Annotated in this window: 16 protein-coding genes; 8 read left to right on the forward strand and 8 right to left on the reverse strand. The window is 71.5% G+C overall.

What is annotated here, in order from left to right; all coding sequences use genetic code 11:
• Window positions 1–13 precede the first annotated feature (13 nt).
• A complete protein-coding gene (locus MQN93_RS35545; RefSeq protein ID WP_242712778.1) occupies window positions 14–2,116 on the reverse strand; it encodes a DUF8189 domain-containing protein in 2,103 nt (700 codons plus the stop codon).
• A 161-nt stretch (window positions 2,117–2,277) separates the two neighbouring features.
• On the opposite strand from MQN93_RS35545, the gene MQN93_RS35550 reads away from it, so the two are divergent.
• The 3 genes from MQN93_RS35550 (at window position 2,278) to MQN93_RS35560 (ending at window position 8,186) form a co-directional block, all read left to right on the forward strand.
• Complete coding sequence (locus MQN93_RS35550) at window positions 2,278–6,342, forward strand: discoidin domain-containing protein (protein WP_242712779.1); 4,065 nt, start codon at window positions 2,278–2,280, stop codon at window positions 6,340–6,342.
• An 80-nt stretch (window positions 6,343–6,422) separates the two neighbouring features.
• Window positions 6,423–6,800, forward strand: a complete 378-nt coding sequence (locus MQN93_RS35555) for a DUF779 domain-containing protein (RefSeq protein ID WP_242712780.1) — start codon at window positions 6,423–6,425, stop codon at window positions 6,798–6,800.
• A gap of 177 nt (window positions 6,801–6,977) precedes the next feature.
• Window positions 6,978–8,186, forward strand: coding sequence for a phosphodiester glycosidase family protein (locus tag MQN93_RS35560; protein WP_242712781.1), 1,209 nt, complete (start codon window positions 6,978–6,980; stop codon window positions 8,184–8,186).
• A gap of 24 nt (window positions 8,187–8,210) precedes the next feature.
• On the opposite strand, the gene MQN93_RS35565 is transcribed toward MQN93_RS35560, so the two are convergent.
• The 6 genes from MQN93_RS35565 to MQN93_RS35590 form a co-directional block, all read right to left on the reverse strand.
• The gene (locus tag MQN93_RS35565; protein WP_016433894.1) at window positions 8,211–8,405 is read right to left on the reverse strand and encodes a hypothetical protein; all 195 of its coding nucleotides are present in this window, start codon (window positions 8,403–8,405) and stop codon (window positions 8,211–8,213) included.
• 155 nt (window positions 8,406–8,560) lie between these two features.
• Entirely contained in the window at window positions 8,561–9,424 is an 864-nt protein-coding gene (locus MQN93_RS35570; protein ID WP_242712782.1) for a phosphatidylinositol-specific phospholipase C/glycerophosphodiester phosphodiesterase family protein, read from the reverse strand.
• Window positions 9,425–9,595: 171 nt separating this feature from the next.
• Entirely contained in the window at window positions 9,596–10,669 is a 1,074-nt protein-coding gene (locus MQN93_RS35575; protein WP_242712783.1) for an acyl-CoA dehydrogenase family protein, read from the reverse strand.
• The gene (locus MQN93_RS35580; protein ID WP_242712784.1) at window positions 10,666–11,847 is read right to left on the reverse strand and encodes an acyl-CoA dehydrogenase family protein; all 1,182 of its coding nucleotides are present in this window, start codon (window positions 11,845–11,847) and stop codon (window positions 10,666–10,668) included. Before MQN93_RS35580 ends, MQN93_RS35575 begins: the two co-directional genes overlap by 4 nt.
• Window positions 11,844–12,821: an NADPH:quinone oxidoreductase family protein gene (locus MQN93_RS35585; RefSeq protein ID WP_242712785.1), complete on the reverse strand. Its 978-nt coding sequence runs from the start codon at window positions 12,819–12,821 to the stop codon at window positions 11,844–11,846. Before MQN93_RS35585 ends, MQN93_RS35580 begins: the two co-directional genes overlap by 4 nt.
• 83 nt (window positions 12,822–12,904) lie before the next feature.
• Window positions 12,905–13,507, reverse strand: a complete 603-nt coding sequence (locus MQN93_RS35590; protein ID WP_016433899.1) for a helix-turn-helix domain-containing protein — start codon at window positions 13,505–13,507, stop codon at window positions 12,905–12,907.
• A 79-nt stretch (window positions 13,508–13,586) separates the two neighbouring features.
• Between MQN93_RS35590 and MQN93_RS35595 the strand changes: the two genes are divergently transcribed.
• The 5 genes from MQN93_RS35595 (at window position 13,587) to MQN93_RS35615 (ending at window position 18,359) form a co-directional block, all read left to right on the forward strand.
• On the forward strand, window positions 13,587–14,561 hold the full coding sequence (locus tag MQN93_RS35595) for an NAD(P)/FAD-dependent oxidoreductase (RefSeq protein ID WP_242712786.1): 975 nt from the start codon (window positions 13,587–13,589) through the stop codon (window positions 14,559–14,561).
• Between the two features lie 51 nt (window positions 14,562–14,612).
• A complete protein-coding gene (locus MQN93_RS35600; protein ID WP_242712787.1) occupies window positions 14,613–16,151 on the forward strand; it encodes an ATP-dependent DNA ligase in 1,539 nt (512 codons plus the stop codon).
• Window positions 16,148–16,624, forward strand: coding sequence for an NUDIX hydrolase (locus tag MQN93_RS35605; RefSeq protein WP_242712788.1), 477 nt, complete (start codon window positions 16,148–16,150; stop codon window positions 16,622–16,624). Before MQN93_RS35600 ends, MQN93_RS35605 begins: the two co-directional genes overlap by 4 nt.
• Before the next feature lie 78 nt (window positions 16,625–16,702).
• Window positions 16,703–18,097, forward strand: a complete 1,395-nt coding sequence (locus MQN93_RS35610) for an NADP-dependent succinic semialdehyde dehydrogenase (protein WP_242712789.1) — start codon at window positions 16,703–16,705, stop codon at window positions 18,095–18,097.
• 25 nt (window positions 18,098–18,122) lie between these two features.
• The gene (locus MQN93_RS35615; RefSeq protein WP_037781537.1) at window positions 18,123–18,359 is read left to right on the forward strand and encodes a DUF6213 family protein; all 237 of its coding nucleotides are present in this window, start codon (window positions 18,123–18,125) and stop codon (window positions 18,357–18,359) included.
• Between the two features lie 62 nt (window positions 18,360–18,421).
• Here the strand turns inward: MQN93_RS35615 and MQN93_RS35620 are convergent, their stop codons facing one another.
• Window positions 18,422–19,081, reverse strand: coding sequence for a thiaminase II/PqqC family protein (locus tag MQN93_RS35620; protein ID WP_242712790.1), 660 nt, complete (start codon window positions 19,079–19,081; stop codon window positions 18,422–18,424).
• Window positions 19,082–19,185: the final 104 nt, after the last annotated feature.

A 19,185-nucleotide genomic window follows, 5' to 3' on the forward strand; every position in this document is an offset into this window, starting at 1 on the left:
ATTGATTCCTAATTTATTTGAATTGGGTCCGGTGCACCTGGCCGTCGACTCCGCGGAACACCGCGTCGACGGCTCCGTCCGGTCCGGCGACCGCGCCGAGCGCACCGTCGAAGGCGGCGCTCGGGAACTCCTCCCGCTTGCTCCAGCCCTGCCAGGCGCCGTCGGTGTACCGCTGCTGCCAGAGCGTGTAGTCGGCGGCCCGCGCGTACAGCACGACCGTGTCCCCGGCGGCGACCAGCGTCGGGCTGCCGCTGACGGTCCCGCCGAGCGAACTCCAGTCCGACCACTGCCCCGACGTGTCCCTCGTGCGGGTCCAGATGTCGTCGGCGGCGGTGCGCACGGCGACATGGACGCGGCCCGCGCTGTCGACGACGGCGGACGGGCGGCCGTAGGTCTGCCTGTCGCCGGGCAGCCCGAGCGAGGACCAGTCGGTCGCCGGGCCGCGCTGCACCACCGCACCGTCGGCGCCGCGCGCGAACAGCGTCCAGTGCGCGGGGTCGGTGAAGGCGACGGACGGCGCGTCGGTCAACTCGCCGCCCAGCGACCGCCATTGACCCCAGTGGCCGTGGTCGTAGGTGCGCCGGTAGGCGCGGTCGTCGGTGCCGCGTACGAAGACGTCGATACGGCCGCCGGCGGAGGCGTACGCAGCGGGCTGGCCGAGGATCCTGCCGTGGGTCGGGCCGCCGAGATCGCGGCGTCCGTGGTCGTCGCGCGCGACGAGCGAGCCGTGCGGGCCCCGGAAGAAGGTGGTCAGGCCGGAGCCGTCGCGCACCACGGCCGGGCTCGCCGAGGTCTTCTCCCCCAGGCTGGTGCCGGGCACGGCGTCGGTGCCGGTCAGCTTCAGGAACGCGGTGCCGTGCGCGGGGACCTCGACGGTGTACGAGCCGGTGTGCGTGCCCCGGTCGGCGCGCGCCCGCAGGTCGCGGACGTGCACCTTGCCGCCGAGGCCGGCGTCGGCGAACTTCACGGTCCGCTCGGCGGGTCGGTCGGAGCGGTTGAGCAGGACGACCGCGCGGCGGCCGTGGCCCTGAAGGACCTTGCTGTAGACGTCGCCGGTCGCGTCGGTCGCCACCCGGACGCCCTGGATCGCCAGCGGGTCCTGGTCGACGGCGATGATCTCCGGGTTGCGGAGCGTCTTCAGCATGGAGTCGGACAGGGTGCGCGGGTCGGAGCCCAGCACCAGCGGCGAGCCCATCTCGGCCCACATCACGAACTGGCTGGTGGACTCCTCCTGGGTCAGCTCGTACGTCCCGTCGGTCATCTTCCGCATGGGGATGAGGTAGTCCGGGTCGTTGTAGTGGCCGGGACCCTGCGCCTCGGGGTGCCAGGCGTTGGCGTCCATGTTGCGCAGGATGTTGGGCCACTGACCGGGGCTCGGGGTGCCCCAGGCGATGTCGGTGCCGGTACGCCAGGAGTCGGCGGTCGTCGGGCCGTAGACGTAGGTGTTGTGCGCGTCCTGCTCGGGCGTGTGCGGCAGGCCCCAGTCGTCGGTGAGCGGGTTGCACAGGTTCAGCAGCATCTTCCGGCCGGACTTGGCGACCGCGTCGCTGAACTCCTTGAACGCGGGCCCCGGGTCGAGCTTCGCGCCGATCCCGCACAGGAAGTCGACCTTGACGGCGTCGAACTTCCAGGCCGCGAACTGCTTCGCGTCCTGGTCGTAGTAACCGCGGCTGCCGAGGCCGCAGCTCTTGCCGCCGTCGTAGGTGCCCGCGTCGGTGTAGATGCCGGCCCGCAGTCCTCGCTTGTGCAAATAGGAGACCAGCGACGGGATGCCGGAGGGGAAGCGCTCCGGGTTGGCCGTGAGCCGCCCTTGTGCGTCACGGGGGTTGTCGGCCTGCCAGCCGCCGTCCAGCCACACGATGTCGTAGCCGGCGTCGCGCAGACCGCTGCTGACCAGCTTGTCGGCGACGGCGCGCACCTCCTTCTCGGTGGGCGCGCCGAGGCCGTAGTAGGTGTTCCAGCCCATGTAGGGCGTGGGTGCGAGACCGCTGTCGTAGTACGCGGGGGCGCCCTGGTCCACGGCGCTCTGCGCGGTGGCCGTGGGGGCGGCGGTCACGGTGAGAACGGTCGCGATGGCGGCGGTCGCCGCCAAGCCTTGCAGGGGTGAAGTCGTCACGGCGAAGACTGTGGCCCGTGGCCGGAACCCTGTCAATATTAATTCCTAATTTATTCAAACAACCAGAGTCCTGCCGTCACAGGTCTTGACACCCACCCCACCCAGGTGCACTGTTTGGCAACGTTGTCAGAGGCCAATGTCGCTGATCGGAGCCGCAGTTCATGTCGGACCAGTCCCTCAGACCCTCGCGTCGCACCCTGCTGTCCACCGGGTCCACGCTCCTCGCAGGTTTCGGCCTCGGCATGGCCTTCCCCGCCGACGCCCTCGCGTCGGGTTCCGGGCAGCCGGACCGGCCCGCCGCACCCGGCGAACTCGCCGCCTACCGCCCCGTCGAGGTCTCCTCCACCGACTACGCACCCACCCCCGCCGAGTTCGCCGTCGACGGCGTCCCCGCGGCGGGCGTGCGCGGCACCGGCTGGCGCGCCGCGGACGGCGACCCCCAGTGGATCTCCGTCGACCTCCAGGCGCTGTGCGAGGTCGAGTCGGTGCACCTCACCTTCGAGGCGACCTCGGACGACCCGCCCTTCGTCGGCTCCTCCGGCAGCAATCCGCGCACCGACACCACGGGCCAGGAGATCCTCTCCAGCTGCGCGGTGGACTACGTCGTCGAGACCTCACGCGACCACAAGAGCTGGACGCAGATCTACAGCACCACCTCCGGCAAGGGCGGCGCCGTCGAGATCGCGCCGGCGAAGCCGGTCACCGCCCGCTGGGTCCGGATGACCGTGCACAAGCGCTCCAACACCAACCCGCTCGGCCTCAACGGCTTCCAGGTCTACGGCACCTGCCGCACCGAGCGCCCGCATGTCACCGGCTGGACCGACTGGGGCACCCACCACCGCACTCCCCCGGCCCTGAAGGTCGCCGCCGACGGCACCGTGCCGCTGGAGTCGGGCTGGGATCTGACCATGGACGACTGGGCCGACGGGGACGGCGCCGCGCTGTCGAAGCCGGCGCTCGACACCAGCCGCTGGCTGCCCGCGACGGTGCCCGGCACGGTGCTCACCTCGCTGGTGGACCAGGGCAAGCTCCCCGACCCGGTGGCCGGCTTCGGCAACCTCCATGTCCCTGAGGCCCTTTCGCGCCACTCCTGGTGGTACCGGCGCGGATTCCGCCTCCCCAAGGGCCTGCGCACCGGCGCCGGACGTCACCTGTGGCTGGAGTTCGACGGGGTCAACCACAAGGCCGAGGTGTGGCTGAACGGCAGCCAGGTCGGCGAGGTCACCTTCCCGTTCGCGCGGGCCGCGTTCGACGTGACGAGCCTGATCGGCGACGGCGGGAAGGGCAGCGACGGCGAGCAGGCGCTGGCCGTGAAGGTCACGCCGATGCCGTTCCCCGGCAGCCCGGGCGACAAGGGCCCGGCGGGCTACTCGTGGGTCGACGCCGGGGCGAACATGATGAACCGCAACTCGCCCACGTACCTGGCCTCTTCGGGATGGGACTGGATGCCCGCGGTGCGCGACCGCGCGGCCGGCCTGTGGAACCACGTCCGGCTGCGCTCCACGGGCGCCGCCGTCCTCGGCGACCCCCGCGTGGACACCCGGCTGCCCGACCTGCCCGGCACCGGCACGGCCGAGCTGAGCATCCTCGTCCCGGTGCGCAACGCGGACTCCGCCGACCGGAGCGTCACCGTTTCGGCGGCCTTCGACGGCATCCGCCTGACCAAGACGGTCACGATCCCCGGCGGCAAGAGCGCCGACGTCACCTTCACCCCGGCCGACCACCCGCAACTTCGTCTGAAGAACCCGAAGTTGTGGTGGCCCAACGGCTACGGCGACCCGGCCCTGCACGACCTCACCCTCACCGCCACGGTGAACGGCACACAGAGCGACAAGCGCACGACCCGCTTCGGGATACGCCAGTTCGGCTACGAGTGGGACGTGCCGCTCACCTTCCAGACCGGCAGCGACGCCTACGCGCAGACGGTGAGCTTCACCCGCCGCACCGCTCGCTACGTGCGCATCATGTGCCGTACGCGGGCCACGAATTGGGGCTCGTCGATGTGGGCCCTGTCGGTCAACGACAGCTCGGCACCCGGCATCGACCTCGCCCTGCACAAGGACGCCACGTCCTCCTCCGTGGACGACCCGGGCAACAAGCCCGCCAACGCCACCGACGGTGACGACGGCACCCGCTGGTCCTCCGCCTTCGAGGACGACCAGTGGATCCGGGTCGACCTCGGCGCGTCCGTCGCCTTCGACAGCGTGGTCATCACCTGGGAGCAGGCCTACGCCCGCACGTTCACCGTCCAGGTCTCCGACGACGGCGACAACTGGACGGACGCGGCCGACGTCGACAACACGGCGGTGCCGCTGCCGTTCCGCAGCAGTGGCTCGGCGGCCCTGCAGACCGTGGACTTCACCGCGACGACGGCCCGGCATGTGCGGGTGAACTGCCATGACCGGGCCACCAGTTGGGGCACGTCCATGTGGAGCCTGTCGGTCCTGGACAGCTCCACGCCGGACCAGGACCTGGCCCTGCACCAGCAGGCCACGGCCTCGTCGGAGGACGAGGCCGACCACAAGGCGGGCAACGCCACCGACGGCGATCCCAACTCCCGCTGGTCCTCCGTCTACGAGGACGACCAGTGGATCGCGGTCGACCTCGGCTCCTCGGTGACCTTCGACCGCGTGGCGATCCTGTGGGAGACGGCGTACGCGAAGTCGTTCACGATCCAGGTCTCCGACGACGGCAAGACGTGGACGGACGTGAAGTCGGTCGACAACAGCACCGACCCGCTGAAGATCAGCGTCAACGGTGTACGGGTCTTCTGCCGCGGCGGCAACTGGGGCTGGGACGAACTGCTGCGCCGCATGCCGGCCTCACGCATGGACACGGCAGTGCGGATGCACCGGGACATGAACTTCACGATGATCCGCAACTGGGTGGCCAGCTCCAACCGCGAGGAGTTCTACGCCAGTTGCGACGAGCACGGGCTGCTCGTGTGGAACGACTTCCCCAACGCCTGGGGCATGGACCCGCCGGACCACAAGGCCTTCCTCGACCTGGCCGAGGACACCGTGCGCCGCTACCGCATCCACCCCAGCGTCGTCGTGTGGTGCGGTGCCAACGAGGGCGACCCGCCCGGACCGGTGAACGACGGCATGCGGGCGGCGGTGCGCGCCCAGGCGCCGGACGTGCTCTACCAGAACAACTCGGCGGGCGGGATCGTCTCCGGTGGCGGCCCCTACAGCTGGGTGGATCCGGAGCGCTACTACTCCGCCGACACCTACGGCAGCGGCAGCTTCGGCTTCCACACCGAGATCGGCATGCCGGTCGTGCCGACCGCGGAGTCCATGCGCAACCTCGTCGGCGACGAGCCCGAGTGGCCGATCGGCGGGGCCTGGTACTACCACGACTGGAGCACCAAGGGGAACCAGGCCCCGCAGAACTACCGCGCGGCCATCGAGACCCGCCTCGGCACGGCCAAGGACCTCGACGACTTCTGCCGCAAGGCGCAGTTCGTCAACTTCGAGAGCCACCGCGCCATGTTCGAGGCCTGGAACGCCAACCTGTGGGACGACGCGAGCGGGTTGATGCTGTGGATGTCCCACCCCGCCTGGTACAGCACGGTGTGGCAGACCTACGACTACGACTTCGACGTCAACGGCGCCTACTACGGCGCCCGCAAGGCCAGTGAGCCCGTCCATGTGCAGGTGGGCCCCGACGGCCGGGTCATCGCGGTCAACCACACCCCGCACGCGCTGACCGGCGCCACGGTCTCCGCACGCCGCTACGACCTGTCCGGCCACGCCCACGGCCCGGAGCAGCGCAAGTCGCTGGACGTCGCGCGTTCCTCGACCGCGGCCGCGTTCACCCTGGACGACCAGGACGGCCTGCCGGACCTGCACCTGCTGCGGCTCCGACTGACCGACGCGCACGGCAGGTTGCTGTCGGAGAACACCTACTGGCAGTACGCCAAGCCCGAGGACATGAAGGCGCTCACCGCCCTCGAACCGTCCCGGGTGTCGGTCGACACCACCGGCACCCGCACCAGGGACGGCCGCCGCGAGCTGTCGGCCCGTCTGCGCAACCGCGGCTCCTCGGTGGCGGCGATGGTCCGCGTCTCCCTCGTGGACGCCAAGGGGCACCGGGTCCTGCCCGCCGAGTACAGCGACAACTACCTGTGGCTGCTTCCCGGCGAGTCCCGCACCCTCACGGTGTCGTGGCCGGCCGGGGTGGCGGCGACGGCACGGCTGAAGGTGGAGCCGTACAACGCCCGTTGACGGCTGCGGCTCTGCGGGCCGAGTGAGGCGGCGCCCGGCGTGCAACCCTGTCGCAACCTTGCCCGTGCTCCCCTGGAGTCATGGCTGAGCAGAACCCGCTGTACGACGAGACCCCGCGCGTCGAACTCACGCCCGCGGCCGCCGACCTGTTGCGACGGCTGCGGGCCACCCACGGCCCGCTGATGTTCCACCAGTCCGGCGGCTGCTGCGACGGCAGTGCGCCCATGTGCTACCCGGAGGGCGAGTTCCGCACGGGCGGCTCGGACGTCCTGCTCGCCGAGCTGCACGTCGAGGGAGTGGTGGAGCCGGTGACGTTCTGGATGTCGCGCAGCCAGTACGAGGTCTGGAGCCACACGCGGCTGATCGTGGACGTGGTGGAGGGCCGCGGCAGCGGTTTCTCGCTGGAGGCACCCGAGGGGGTGCGTTTCCTCACCCGTTCTCGCGTCGTCGACGCATAGCCATCCCACGGACCACCCCGATCTGCTGCACTTCCCCTGAGACCCGAGACACTTGACGACCTCTCAGGGGGCAATGTGACGCATCGCCAGAGGCGTTGTGCGGCATCCGGATCGGACATAACGACCATCGCGTCGGACGGAGCGGCGGTCAGACCGGACAGAACGGTTCGAGCGTCGGTGAGATCGGCACTGACGTTTCTCACGGCATTCGGCGCGCTGGCCGGTGCGGCCCTGGTGGGGGCGGCACCGGCCAGCAGCGCGCAGAGCTCCACGTCGATCGCGCCGGGCGTCACCTACCGGGAGTTCGACATCCAGGGCGCCAAGGGGCCGACCCACGCCCATGTGATCACCGTCGACCTGCGCGACCGCCGTGTCCGGCTCGGCCTGCTGTACCCCGGCGCCGTGGCCGCACGGGCGCCCGTCTCGCAACTGGCCGACGCCCAGGGCGCCGTCGCGGGCGTCAACGGCGACTTCTTCAACATCACGGAGACCCAGCACCCGGGCGTCGAGGCGACCGGCTCGACCGACGGCCCGGCGATCGCGAACGGCCATGTGCTCAAGGCGGCGGTACCTGACGGGCAGCGCTTCGGGCCGGCCCTGCCGCCCGGCACCAGCACCCGTGACGTGCTCGGCGTGGGCGTCGACCGCAGGGCCCGCCTGGACGCCCTGAGCCTGACCGGTTCGATCCGTACGCCGGAGGGACGGCTGCCGCTCGGCGGGCTCAACCAGTACGCGCTGCCGGTGGATTCGATCGGCGCCTACACCTCCGACTGGGGCAGCGTCTCCCGGGTCCGCGCCACCTGCGGCACGGACACGAACCGGGCCGCGCCCTGCAGCACGGACACCTACGAGGTGACCGTCCGGCGAGGCCGCGTCGTCGCCACCTCCGACACCCCGGGCCAGGGCGCGATCGCCGCGGACACCACGGTGCTCGTCGGCCGGGAGGAGGGCGCGCAGAAGCTGCGGAAGTTCTTCAAGGGCGAGCGGGTGAAGGTGGCGCACGGACTGGTCGCCGCCCACTCCAGGATTCCGTACAGCTTCGCGCTCGGCGGCTATCCGGTCCTGCGGGACGGACGCCCGCTCGCGGGTCTCGACGACGCGACCGCGGCCGTGCGCACGGCCGTCGGCATCGCGGACGGCGGGAAGCGTGTGTTCCTGTTCGCGCTGGACGGGGCGCCCGCGTACCGCACCGGGCTGACGATCGCCGAAGTGGCCGGCGCCATGCGGTCGTTGGGGTCGACCGACGCCTTCAGTCTGGACGGCGGCGGTTCGACGACGCTGGTCGCCCGCACACCGGGGGCCTCGGCGGTGACGGTGCGCAACCACCCCTCGGTCGACCCGGAACGCCCGGTCGCCAACGGGATCGGGGCGTTCAGCAGGCGGTGATCCCGGGCAGTCCCGACCCGGTCGTCACGGACGCAGACTGCTGACGATCTCCGCCGTCGCACTGACGCCACTGTGGATGGTGGGCGCGATGTTCGTGCCGGCGAGATAGAAGCCGAGCAGCGCGCACACCAGCGCATGGGAGACCTTCAGGCCTCCGCTGCGCAGGAAGATCACCGCCAGGATCAGGAGCAGCAGCACCACAGAGATGGAAATAGCCATCGTCAGCCTCCTCCGCTACGCCGCCACGTCCGTTTCACGGCGTTCGGCCGCAAGTGTGGCGTAGCGGAGGGTTCGTCCGGGCGGCTGACCTGTCCTCCGAACGTGTGGTGTCTCGCCCCTCCTCAGGCCCTCCGCGGGCCCTCCTCGGGCCCTTCTCAGGCAGCCCGGTGGGCGTCCAGGAAGGCTTCGAGCCCTGCCAGGTCGTCGGTGTTGACGTAGTCGACGTCGGCCGCGAGCAGCTCGCTCCACAGGGCGTCGCGCGCCGGTCCCGCCAGGTCGGGCGTGTTCCAGAAGCGCACCTTCTGTCCGCGCCCGTGCGCCTGGCCGATGATGTCGCGCAGCTTCTGCCGCTCGGCGTCCGGGAACGCTCCCTCGCCGAGCCAGGTGAAGTTGAGCTGCCAGTTGTCGCTGATCAGCGGGACGAAGGAGGCGGGCGCCGCGGTGCCGAGGTCGGTGAGCCGGCCGTCGTAGAAGGCGCGCCGTACGGTCTGGGCCTCCATCGGCGTACGTGCGGCGCGGTCGCCGGAGATCACGTTGGTGATGGCGCCGGGGTACACGCGGCCGTGCGCGTACGTGGTGAACAGGTGCCGGTAGCGCCGCAGATGGCGGTCGAGTTCGAGGTAGGTCGACGAGCCCTCGGTCTTGATGTCGATGAGCAGCTGCAGCGGCCTGCGGTCGCCCCGGTACACGGAGCCGTGGTTGGCCCTGACGATCCTGGCCAGCGGGTCGAGGTAGAGGGACTCCAGGGTGCGCGTGGGGTCCAGGTCGTCCGCGGTGTGGCCGATCAGGAGCTGGTCGCCGACGAGGAAGATGTCGGCCTCGACGCTGCCGAACCGGTGGTCGAGGGCGTCGAAGAGGGGACGGGGGTGCTCGTAGTCGTTGTGGGCGTGGGCCCGCCACAGCGGGCGGGGGCGGTGCTTGCCGGCTTCGGCGAAGGCGCTGCCGGCGGGCGGGGCGAGCACGGCCGCGAGCGTGGCACCGAACGCGGTCAGCGCTCTGCGGCGGGTGATGAGGGCCATGTTCTGCCTCCCTGTGGGGCGGGTCTGAACCACAGGGAGTATGGGGCGTATTGGTCCTCGATGAACCTGTACATGCCAGGAGTTGGCCGGACTGCCGCCCCTTGTTCACTCCTTCCGCCCAGCCGCACGGAAAAGCCCGCCCCAGGTGGGGCGGGCTTCACCGAGTGGGCGTCAGGGAGCTTGCAGACCGACGAGTTCGGCCACGGCACAGCGGTGGGCGCCGGCCGTGCCGTAGGCGATCGAGTCGGCCTTGGCCCGCTTGAGGTAGAGGTGGATCGGGTGCTCCCACGTCATGCCGATGCCGGCGTGCAGTTGGAGCGCCTCCTCGGCGGCGTGCAGGGCGACCGGCGCCGCATACGACTGCGCGACGGCGACCGCGACATCGACGTCCTCGCCAGTGGCGAGCGCGTCGGCCGCATTGCGGGCCGCCGCGCGGAGGTTGACGGTCTCCAGCCACAGCTGCGCGAGCCGGTGCTTGAGCGCCTGGAAGCCGCCGACCGGACGGTTGAACTGCTTGCGCTCCTTGAGATAGCGCACCGTCTCGGTCAACGCCCATTCGGCGAGCCCGAACTGCTCGGAGGCGAGCAGTCCCGCGCCGGAGCGCAGGGCGCGCCGCACGGCAGGTTCCGCGTCACCCAGCCTGCGCGCCCGTGCCCCGTTCAGGGTGACGGTCGCGAGCGGCCGGGTCGCATCCAGGGACACCTGCGGGGTGAGGGCGGCGTCGGACGCGTCGACCGCGTACAGCCCGCCGTCCTCGGCCGGCACCAGCAGGACGTCCGCGGCCACCGCGTCCGCGATCCCGGTCAACTCGCCGTGCAGGGTGCCGCTCTCCAGTCGTACGGCGGGAAAGGCGGTGCCGGGGGCGCGGTGCAGCCCGACCGCGAGGACGCCGATGGCCCGCCCGGAGGCCAGCTGTCCGAGCAGTTCCTCGTCTCCGCACTCCAGCAGGGCCTCGGTGGCGACGACGGCGCTGGAGAGGTAGGGCACGGGGGCGACCGAGCGCCCCAACTCCTCCAGGACGACGGCGACTTCGCGGTGGGTGGCGCCCTGGCCGCCCTGTGCCTCGGGCACCAGCAGACCGGCCAGGCCCATGCCGTCGGCGAGCGCCTTCCAGGCGGCGAGGTCGTGCGGGGCGTCGGACTCGGTGCGGGCGATGACGCCGGGGGCGTCGCAGTGGTCGGCGAGCAGGTCCCGTACGGCGGCCCGCAGCGCCTCTTCCTCTTCCGAGTAGAGAAGGTCGGTCATCGGGCGAGGTCCTTCCAGGCGACGTCCTTGTCGGTGCGCGGTTCGGCCGGGAGGCCGAGGACGCGCTCGGCGACGATGTTCAGCAGGATCTCGCTGGTCCCGCCCTCGATGCTGTTGCCCTTGGCGCGCAGATAGCGGTAGCCGGCCTCGCGGCCGGTGAAGTCCACGAGCTCGGGGCGGCGCAGGGTCCAGTCGTCGTACAACAGGCCCTCCTCGCCGAGGAGTTCGACCTCCAGGCCGCTGATCTCCTGGTTGAGGCGGGCGAAGGCGAGCTTCATGCCGGCGCCTTCCGGGCCGGGCTGTCCGGCCACCAGCTGCTGGCGCAGGCGTTCGCCGGTCAGGCGGGCGACCTCGGCCTCGACCCACAGCTTCAGCAGCCGCTGGTGCAGATCGTGGGTGCGCAGTTCGGGGCGCTCGCGCCAGGCCTTGGCGACCGGGCCGATCATGCCGCCCTCGCGGGGCAGCCGCATGCCGCCGATGGCGACGCGCTCGTTGTTCAGGGTGGTCTGGGCGACCCGCCAGCCGTCGCCGACCGCGCCGAGGCGACGCGAGTCGGGGATGCGGACGTCGGTGAGGAAGACCTCGTTGAACTCGGCCTCGCCGGTGATCTGGCGCAGCGGCCGGACCTCGACACCGGGGTCGGTCATGTCGCAGATGAAGTACGTGATGCCCGCGTGCTTGGGGACGTCCGGGTCGGTGCGGGCGATGAGGATGGCCCAGCGGGCGTTGTGCGCACCGGAGGTCCACACCTTCTGTCCGTTGACGATCCAGTCGTCCCCGTCACGTACCGCCCGGGTGCCGAGCGCCGCGAGGTCGGAGCCGGCGCCGGGCTCGCTGAACAGCTGGCACCACACCTCCTCGCCGATCCACAGGGGGCGCAGATAGCGCTGCTTCTGCTCCTCGGTGCCGTACTTGAGGATGGTGGGGGCGGCCATACCGAGGCCGATGCCGTTGCGGCGCGGGGCGTTGTCGGGGGCGCCCGCGGCCTCCAACTCGGCGTCCACGACGGCCTGGAGGGCGCGCGGGGCACCGAGTCCGCCGAGGCCCTCCGGGTAGTGCACCCAGGCGAGCCCGGTGTCGAAGCGGGCCTTGAGGAAGTCCAGGCGGTCGGTCGTGGCCGGCGGATGCGCCGCCAGCAACTCGGCCGTACGGCGCTGGAGTTCGGCTGCGTCGGTCATGCCGCGGCTCCGTTCGCGAGGGACGGTACGACGGCCACCCGGCCGGTGGTCACCCCGTCGCCGACGCGCTGCACGGCGGCCGCGGCACCGTCCAACGCCACGCGCTCGCTGACCAGCGGCTTGATCGCGCCGCGCGCGGCGAGTTCGGTGAGCTGCTCGTGGCAGTGCTGGATCAGCTTCGGGTTCTTGGTGCCGTACAGGCCCCAGTGCAGGCCGAGGATCGCGTAGTTCTTCACCAGGGCGTGGTTGAGCCCCGGGCTGGGGATCGTGCCGGACGCGAAGCCGACGACGACGATGCGGCCCTCGAAGGCGACGACCTTGGTGGACTGGGTGTAGGCCTCGCCGCCGACGGGGTCGTAGATGACGTCGGCGCCCCGTCCGCCCGTCGCCTCCTTCACGGCGGCGATGACGTCCTGGCTCTTGCGGTCGATCACGACGTCGCAGCCCAGGTCGCGGGCGACGGCGGCCTTGTCGGCGCCGCCGACGACGCCGATGACCGTGGCCCCGGCCGCCTTGCCGAGTTGCACGGCCGCGCTGCCGACCCCTCCCGCGGCAGCGTGCACGAGCAGCGTCTCACCGGCTTCGAGGTGAGCACGGCGGTGCAGTCCGAACCAGCCCGTCTGGTAGCCGATGTGCAGGGCGGCGGCCTCGGCGTCGTCCAGCGAGTCGGGTGCGGGCAGCAGGGCGGCGGCGTCCGCGAGGGCGTACTCGGCGAAACCGCCGTGCGGCAGCGCGGGGTTGGCGAGCACCCGGCGGCCGTCCTCGGTCTCGCCGCAGATCTCCACGCCGGGCGTGAACGGCAGCGGCGGGCGCACCTGATACTGGCCCCGACACATCAGCACGTCCGGGAAGTTGATGTTGGCGGCACGCACCTTCAGCAGCACCTGGCCGTCGCCGGGGGTGGGCCGCTCCACCTCCTCGAGCCGCATCACCTCGCTCGGCTCGCCGTTCTCGTGCACTTGCCATGCCTGCATGCGGTGCCTCCACGGGACTGCGGTGTCTGACCGGGGTCAACCGCATACTAAGCGGTCGCTTGCCGCTCTGGGAACCGCCGACATCAGTCGTCTTCGCCACGCCCCTGCTTCGGCCGCCTGGGCCGCGCCCGTACGTGCATCCGCTCGCCCTGCGGCCCGAACAGGCTCAGGAACTCCACCGGCCCCTCCCCCGTCGAGCCGAACCAGTGCGGCACCCGCGTGTCGAACTCCGCGGCCTCCCCCGCCGTGAGCACGACGTCATGCTCCCCCAGCACCAGCCGCAGCCGCCCGGACAGGACGTACAGCCACTCGTAGCCCTCGTGCACACGCGGCTCCGGGTCCAGCCTGCGCTGCGGTTCGAGCACCTTGAAGGCCTGCAGTCCGCCGGGCTGGCGGGTCAGCGGCCAGTGGGTGCGGCCGTAGCGCACGATCGGTTCGGAGCGCACCCGCGGGTCGCCCGCCGCCGGGGCGCCGACCAGCTCGTCCAGCGGCACCTGGTGGGCCCGCGCGATCGGCAGCAGCAGCTCCAGACTGGGCTTGCGCAGTCCGGACTCCAGCCGGGACAGCGTGCTCACCGAGATCCCGGTCGCCGCCGACAGCCCGGCGAGCGTCGCACCCCGCTCCTTGCGGATCCGGCGCAGCCGGGGCCCGACCTCGGCCAGGACCTCTTCGGTGTCGTCAGTCATGTGCTCATTGCAGTTTCGGCAAACGCGTTTGTCAATGCGGCAGCGATGGCGCGACTGTCGTACAAGGAGGTGGTCACCCATGACGTCACCCATGACGGAGACCGAGAAGTACGAAGTGATCGTCGTCGGCGCAGGCGCGGCAGGGCTCTCCGCCGCACTGGTCCTCGGCCGGGCCCGGCGCCGCACCCTGGTCGTCGACGCGGGCGAGCCGCGCAACGCGCCCGCCGCCCATATGCAGGGCTATCTCTCCCGCGACGGCATGCCGCCCGCGGAGTTCCTCGCGATCGGCCGCGAGGAGATCGCACGCTACGGCGTCGAACTGGTGCGGGACCGGGCCGTGGACGCGAGCCGGGACGGGGAACACGGGGACTTCGCCGTGACCCTGGCCGGCGGCCGCACCGTCCGCTCCCGCGCGCTCGTGATCGCGACCGGCCTCAAGGACGAGCTGCCTGACGTGCCCGGCGTCGCCGAGCGCTTCGGCCGCGACGTGCTGCACTGCCCCTACTGCCACGGCTGGGAGGTGCGCGACCAGCCCTTCGGGGTGCTGGCCACGACGCCGATGAGCGTGCACCAGGCGCTGATGGTGTCGCAGTGGTCCAAGGACGTGACGTTCTTCTTGCACAAGGTCGCCGAGCAGGAGCTGTCGGACGACGATCTGCGCAGGCTCGCCGCGGCCGGGGTCAAGGTCGTGCCGGGCGAGGTGGCCGCCCTGGTGGTCGAGGACGACCGGCTGACCGGAGTGCGGCTCGCCGGGGGCGCCCCCTCCGGGGGAGGCTCCACGCACGAGCGGTCGGTCCTGTTCGTCGCGCCGCGCCCCGTCCCGCAGAACGACCTGCTGGTGCGGCTGGGGGCCGAGCTGCAGGAGACGCCGTTCGGCGCCTACCCCGTGATCGACGAACGCGGTCTGACGACCGTGCCCGGACTGTGGGCCGCGGGCAACGCCTCCGGCTTCGCCGAGCAGGTCATCAACGCGGCCAGCCGCGGCTACCGCGCGGGCGCCGCCATCAACGGGGAGCTGCTGATGGCGGACCTCGACGCGAGGATCGGGGTGTAGAGCCGGCGCCGTGCAGGTGTGAAGCGCCCTCCTCCGTTGCAGGATTGCTGCATGCTGCTCGCCCGCCTGGCTCAGGTGTCTCAGGAGGTCGCCGCCACCTCGGCGCGGTCCCGGAAGATCGCACTGCTCGCGGAGCTGTTCCGGGACGCCGAGGCCGACGACGTGCCGATCGTGATCCCGTATCTGGCGGGACGGCTGCCGCAGGGCAGGATCGGCGTCGGCTGGAAGGTGCTCGGCAGCCCGGTCCCGCCGGCCGCCGAGCCCACCCTCACCGTGCGCGAGGTGGACGCCCTGCTCACGGGCCTCAGCAAGGTCTCCGGCGCCGGATCACAGGCCGAACGGGCCAGGCTGGTCGGGGAGTTGCTGGGCGCGGCCACCGAGGAGGAACAGCGGTTCCTGTTCGGGCTGCTCACCGGCGAGGTGCGGCAGGGCGCCCTGGACGCCGTCGCCGTGGAGGGCCTGGCCCAGGCGACGGAGGCGCCGCCCGCCGACGTGCGCCGGGCGGTGATGCTCGCGGGCTCCCTGCAGTCGGTGGCCGAGGCGCTGCTCGCCGAAGGACCGGCCGCCCTGGACCGCTTCCGCCTCACCGTCGGCCGCCCGGTCCTGCCGATGCTCGCGCACAGCGCCTCGTCGGTCGCCGAGGCGGTCGGCAAGCTCGGCACATGCGCGGTCGAGGAGAAGCTGGACGGCATCCGCGTCCAGGTCCACCGCGACGGCGACACCGTACGGATCTACACCCGCACCCTCGACGACATCACCGACCGCCTGCCCGAACTCACCGCCGCCGCACTGGAGTTGAACGGGCAGCGGTTCATCCTCGACGGCGAGGTGATCTCCTTCGACGCGGACGGGCGGCCCCGGTCCTTCCAGGAGACGGCCGGGCGCGTCGGCTCCCGCGTGGACGTGGCGACCGCCGCCGAGACCGTCCCGGTCTCCCCCGTCTTCTTCGACGCCCTGTCCGTCGACGACCGCGACCTGCTCGACCTGCCCTTCACCGAGCGGCACGCCGAACTGGCCCGGCTGGTCCCCGAACCGATGCGGGTGCGCCGCACTTTGGTCTCCGGCCCGGACGACGTGGCCGAGGCGGAGCAGTTCCTCGCCGCCACGCTGGAGCGCGGCCACGAGGGCGTCGTCGTCAAGGGCCTGGACGCCGCCTACAGCGCGGGCCGGCGCGGCGCGTCCTGGCTGAAGGTCAAGCCCGTGCACACCCTCGACCTGGTGGTGCTGGCCGCCGAGTGGGGCCACGGCCGCCGCACCGGCAAGCTCTCCAACCTCCACCTCGGCGCCCGCAACCCCGACGGCTCCTTCACCATGCTCGGCAAGACCTTCAAGGGCATGACCGACGCGATGCTCACCTGGCAGACCGAACGCCTCCAGGAACTGGCCGTCGAGTCCAGCGGCTACGTCGTGACCGTACGCCCCGAACTCGTCGTCGAGATCGCCTACGACGGTCTGCAGCGGTCCACCCGCTACCCGGCCGGCGTCACCCTCCGCTTCGCCCGCGTCATCCGCTACCGCGAGGACAAGCGCCCCGAGGAGGCCGACACGGTCGAGACCCTGCTCGCCGCACACCCGGAGGTCCGCCCGTGAGCGGCAAGCAGAGCGCGGGCCTGCTGCTGTACCGGCACACCGGCCACGGCCTCGAAGTACTGCTCGGCCACATGGGCGGCCCCTTCTTCGCCCGGCGCGACGCCGGCGCCTGGACCGTGCCCAAGGGCGAGTACGAGAGCGCGCGGGAAACCGCCTGGGACGCGGCCCGGCGCGAGTTCCAGGAGGAGCTCGGACTGCCGCCGCCCGACGGCGAGGCGGTTCAGCTGGGCGAGGTCCGCCAGTCCGGCGGGAAGACGGTGACGGCCTGGGCGGTCCGGGCCGACCTGGACCCGGCGACCATCACCCCCGGCACCTTCACCATGGAGTGGCCGCCGCGCTCCGGGCGGACACAGGAGTTCCCCGAGCTGGACCGGGTGGCCTGGTTCGGGCTCGACGACGCCCGGGATGTGATCGTCAGGGCGCAGACCGCGTTTCTCGACCGGCTCGCGGAGCACTCGGACAAAGCCCGGTAACCCCACGGCCGCCCACGCGTTGCGGTCCACGGCAGCGCGCGGGAAGGTCGAACCAAGCCCGCCCCCAGGAGGTCAGCCATGCCCATCGCGACGGTGAACCCGGCGAACGGCGAGACGCTCAAGACGTACGAGGCCATGGGCGAGGAGGAGCTCGAGCGCCGCCTCCAGCTCGCCGAGGCGACGTTCCGCACCTACCGCACCACGACGTTCGCCGAGCGCGCCCGGCTGATGCACAGGGCCGCCGACCTGCTCGACGAGAGCGGCGAGGACATCGCCCGCGTGATGACCACCGAGATGGGCAAGCCGATCAAGCAGGCCCGCGCGGAGGCCGCCAAGTGCGCCAAGGCGATGCGCTGGTACGCCGACCACGCCGAGGAACTGCTCGCCGACGAGGAGCCCGCGGAGTCCGACGCCAAGGACTCCGGCGCCTCCCGCGTCCTGGTCCGCTACCGGCCGCTCGGTCCCGTGCTCGCCGTGATGCCGTGGAACTTCCCGCTGTGGCAGGTCGTCCGCTTCGCGGCGCCCGCGCTGATGGCGGGCAACGTGGGCCTGCTCAAGCACTCCTCCAACGTCCCGCAGACCGCCCTGTTCCTGGAGGACCTCTTCCACCGCGCGGGCCACCCCGAGGGCTGCTTCCAGACCCTGCTCATCGGCTCCGGCGCCGTCGACGACATCCTGCGCGACGACCGCGTCAAGGCGGCCACGCTCACCGGCAGCGAGCCCGCCGGGCGGGCCGTCGCCTCCACCGCCGGGGAGATGATCAAGAAGACGGTGCTGGAACTCGGCGGCAGCGACCCGTACATCGTCATGCCGTCCGCCGACATCGACCGGGCCGCGAAGATCGCGGTCACCGCGCGCGTGCAGAACAACGGCCAGTCGTGCATCGCCGCCAAGCGGTTCATCGTGCACACCGACGTCTACGAGGCCTTCGCCGAACGGTTCGTGGCGGGCATGAAGGCGCTGAAGGTCGGCGACCCGATGGACGAGGACACCGACGTCGGGCCGCTCTCCACCGAGCAGGGGCGCGCCGACCTGGAGGAGCTGGTCGACGACGCGACCCGCAGCGGGGCCACGGCCCTGTGCGGCGGCCACCGGCTGCGCCGGCCCGAGCTGCCCGGCTGGTACTACCCGCCGACGGTGCTCTCCGGGATCACCCGCGAGATGCGCATCCACCGCGAGGAGGCCTTCGGCCCGGTCGCCACGCTGTATCGCGCGGCCGACCTGGACGAGGCGGTGCTGATCGCCAACGACTCGCCCTTCGGGCTGAGTTCGAACGTGTGGACGCGGGACGAGGGGGAGGTCGACCGGTTCGTACGAGATCTGGAGGCCGGCGGCGTGTTCGTCAACGGGATGACCGCCTCCCACCCGGCGTTCCCGTTCGGCGGGGTCAAGCGGTCCGGATACGGGCGTGAGCTGTCCGGGCACGGAATCCGCGAGTTCTGCAACATCACCACGGTTTGGCACGGTGCGTGAGTGCTCCGCGGTTAACATCCGGTCTGTGAACCGCGAAGTGACTCTGCCTCTGATCGTCGACGACCGCGGGACCTTGCAGGTGGCTGCCGCCGATGTGAGCAAGTTGTTGCGGACGGTCGGTGGGAGGTGGGTGCGTCTTGTCGAGTCCGGGGAAGGGGGGCTTGATGAGGATACGGTGGCGGCGTTGACCATTGAGTTGGCGAAGCTGGCCGATCGGATTGATGTGGCGTGTATTGCTCATAGCAGCGGGGGTGCACCGTAGGGGTCCTCGTGTGTGCCGGGTGCCGGTTGTTTGTGGTTGATCGCGCAGTTCCCCGCGCCCCTTCAGGTGGGCTGCAGCAGGGTTGTCCAGAAGAGGGACTCGTAGGTTTGGAGTAGGCGGCCGTAGCGGTGCGCCTGTTTTTCGTTCACGGCGTTTGTGTTCAGGCCCTTCTGGACTGCTGCTGTGGCCTTCTGGTCCAGGTCCGGGGACGGTTCTGCGAAGAAGTCGAAGAAGGCGCAGGCCTCGGGGGTGAAGGCGTAGTGGGTGCGTAGGGACTTGGCGATGGTGGCGCAGTAGCCGCCCCAGGCCGAGAAGTTGGCGGTGATCGCCACGACCGCGTCCGCCGGGGAGGCGTTGAGGGCGAGCCAGGCGATGCAGGACGGGTAGGCCTGGCAGCCGGGCAGGGGGTCGTAGGCGCGGGTGCGGGCCTCGTCGACGCCGCAAGCCGCCGCGAAGGACTCCAGGTACCGGCCGGCCAGCGTCTCGCCCTCGGCGAGGGTCTCGAAGTACGCCGCGATGTCGGGCTCGTTCGCGCGTTGCGCCAGATGCAGGAACGCGGTGCGGTCCGCCGGGATCACCCAGTGCTGCTCCAGGGCCAGCGTGGCGAGGATGTCGCGGGAGGCCTCGCCGCGGGCGATCAGCGGCACGAGGGGGTTGGCGTCCGGGTCCGGGGCCAGTGTCCTCACGGCGTTCTCCAGCAGTTCCGTGGCCGTACGCGTCATCGCGTCCTCCGTGGTCTCGGATGCGGGGCTGCTGCTCCGACCCTGGCACGGGGTCCCCGGTTCGGAGTAGTCCGACCTGAGAAAGTCGCCCCGTCGGGTGATCG

Origin of the sequence: Streptomyces spinosisporus, from assembly GCF_022698145.1 — a bacterium.
Classification (GTDB): domain Bacteria; phylum Actinomycetota; class Actinomycetes; order Streptomycetales; family Streptomycetaceae; genus Streptomyces; species Streptomyces spinosisporus.